Origin of the sequence: Streptomyces sp. RP5T, assembly GCF_003933965.1 — a bacterium.
In the GTDB taxonomy this organism is placed as follows: Bacteria; Actinomycetota; Actinomycetes; order Streptomycetales; family Streptomycetaceae; genus Streptomyces.
This window is the reverse complement of record NZ_RSAJ01000941.1, coordinates 1-2,149: the sequence shown is the minus strand read 5'-3', so window position 1 is coordinate 2,149 and position 2,149 is coordinate 1. Positions and strand designations below refer to the sequence as shown.

Genomic DNA, 2,149 nt, shown 5'->3' with positions numbered 1-2,149 from the left:
GCATTACGGTGGACCACGAGGGCCTTTCTGGTCGGTGTAGACGTCGCAATCCACACCGAACCGGAAGGCCCTCACCCGTTCAAGATCCCTCAACCGAGACCTGGCTCACCCGTCCACAACCTCCCGGTACAGAACACCTAGCGCCTGGCCAAGCGCTACCGGCACTTGAGCGAGGAGATAGCAGACGCGGACCGCGATCTACGCGTCTTGATCGCCCGCACCGCACCCGGCCTGTTCGCGCTGCCGGGCGTCGGAACCGAGACCGCCGGACAGCTCCTGGTCACCGCCGGTGACAACCCCGACAGACTCGCGTCCGAGGCCTCCTTCGCCCACCTGTGCGCCGCCGCACCCGTCCCGGCCTCCTCCGGGCGTACCGACCGCCACCGGCTCAGCCGTGGCGGAGACCGCCAGGCCAACCGCGCGCTGCACACCATCGTGCTGGTCCGCATGCGCCATGACCCACGCACCCGCGACTATGTAGCACGACGCACCCTCGAAGGACTCAAGACGAAGGACATCTTCAGATGCCTCAAGCGCTTCGTCGCGCGCGAGGTCTACCACCACCTGACCAGCGCGTTCAGCAGCACACCCGCCCCGTCTACTACAACTTGACGATCTATAGAAGCTTCAGCGTCAAGCTAGCCGCTTTACCAAGGACGATGTTCCGTCATGTGCCCGCAGCCATCAGGGCCCGCATTACAGCGGGAGCTCTATGCCGAGTTCTTGCATGGCGGCGGAGGGTGGGCCTCCTTGGGAGCGTTCGGTTTTGTAGCCCTTGACGCGGGGTTCGAGGGTGCGGGGGTCGACGGCTTCGGAGGGGGCGCCTTTGGCGTAGTCGCCGTCGGGCTGGCTGTCGCGGTCGTGGGGCAGGAGCCAGAAGACGCGGCGACGGAAGGTGCCGGAGGCGCGGGAGGCTTTGGCAGTGGGGGCGAGGTTGGCCCAGCCGATGAGGCGGCCGTCGCGACGGTAGGTGGGGCGGCCTTTACGGGTGGGCAGGCGGTCCAGGCTCTGGCGGACGTAGTCGAGGTTGTCGATGTCTTCCAGCCAGACGAGTTCGGTCTCGTGGCTGATCTCGTCCGGGTCGATCAGAGAACTCATGTGCCGGCGCCCCTCTCCTCGTCGGTCAGCAGTCCGATGCCCGGGTAGTACTTGCGCTGGTTGGACACCTTCATCTCCTTGGGCGAGGCCAGCCCGACGAGTTCGCGAGTACGGGCGGCGAACGCGCGTGAAGACATCACCAGTGCGCCTTCATTGTGGCACCAGCTGGTGTAGGCGGCGTAGAGGGCCGTCTGCTCGGCGCGCAGGTCGGGGGCGAGGCGGCAGCATTCCTCGTAGAAGCGTCCGGTGTGGTCCTCGGTCTCGGCGTAGGCGTTGGTGGCGATGCGGACGCGTTGGGGGCCGGTGAGGTCGCGGTCGCTGGAGAGGTAGCGGCGGGCGCCGTCGATGAGCCAGCGCAGAATGCCGGGGCCTTCTTCGACGACGAGGAGGTCGGCGAGGTTGTCAATCTTGCGGTCGTCGGCGACAACACGTTCGAAGGGGATGAGGCGCATGCGGCGCCAGAAGGCGAAGCCGCCGGTGCCGACTTCGGGTTTGTGGTTGCCCAGGAGCCAGAGTTTGTGGGTGGGCTGGAAGGAGAAGGGGTCTTGGCGCATGCGGCGGGCTTTGATGCGGTCGCCGCCGGTGAGGAGTTTGACGCGGGCTTCGTCGAATTTGTCGCCGGGGCTGATTTCGGAGCAGACGTAGATGCGTCGGCCGTGGAGTTCGGCGAGGTCGGTGGGGTGGCCTTCGAAAGGTTTGGCCATGAGGAAGCCGGGAGGAGCGGCGTCGGCGTAGTCCCCGAGCAGTTTCATCATGACGTCCAGGAGAACCGATTTGCCGTTGCTGCCCTTGCCGTAGAGGAAGGGCAGGATCTGGGCGCCGACGTCGCCGGTGATCGAGTATCCGAGAAGCAGGTGGAGGTAATCGATCATTTCCTGGCCTTCGGCGTCGTCACCGAAGGTGTCGGCGAGAAAGCGTAGCCAGCGGGGGATGGGTGTCTGCTGGGGACCGACGGTGGTGGAGCGGGAGTGGAAGTCCTTGTGGGGGTCGGGGGCGCTCATCAGCCCGGTACGCAGGTCGACGACGCCCTGGGGGGTGCACAGGGCGTAAG

Annotated in this window: 3 protein-coding genes; 1 reads left to right on the top strand and 2 read right to left on the bottom strand. The window is 66.2% G+C overall.

Annotated features, from left to right (window positions below):
• Window positions 1–207: 207 nt before the first annotated feature.
• Window positions 208–612, top strand: coding sequence for an IS110 family transposase (locus EHS43_RS43215; protein ID WP_312023478.1), 405 nt, complete (start codon window positions 208–210; stop codon window positions 610–612).
• Window positions 613–696: 84 nt separating this feature from the next.
• Here the strand turns inward: EHS43_RS43215 and EHS43_RS43210 are convergent, their stop codons facing one another.
• Both EHS43_RS43210 and EHS43_RS43205 read right to left on the bottom strand, forming a co-directional pair.
• Window positions 697–1,098 (bottom strand): DUF6009 family protein, encoded by a 402-nt coding sequence (locus EHS43_RS43210; RefSeq protein WP_125195902.1) that lies wholly within the window; start codon window positions 1,096–1,098, stop codon window positions 697–699.
• Window positions 1,095–2,149 (bottom strand): phage/plasmid primase, P4 family (locus EHS43_RS43205; protein WP_125195901.1); only part of this gene is annotated, 1,055 nt, incomplete at its 5' end. The genes EHS43_RS43210 and EHS43_RS43205, both read right to left, overlap by 4 nt.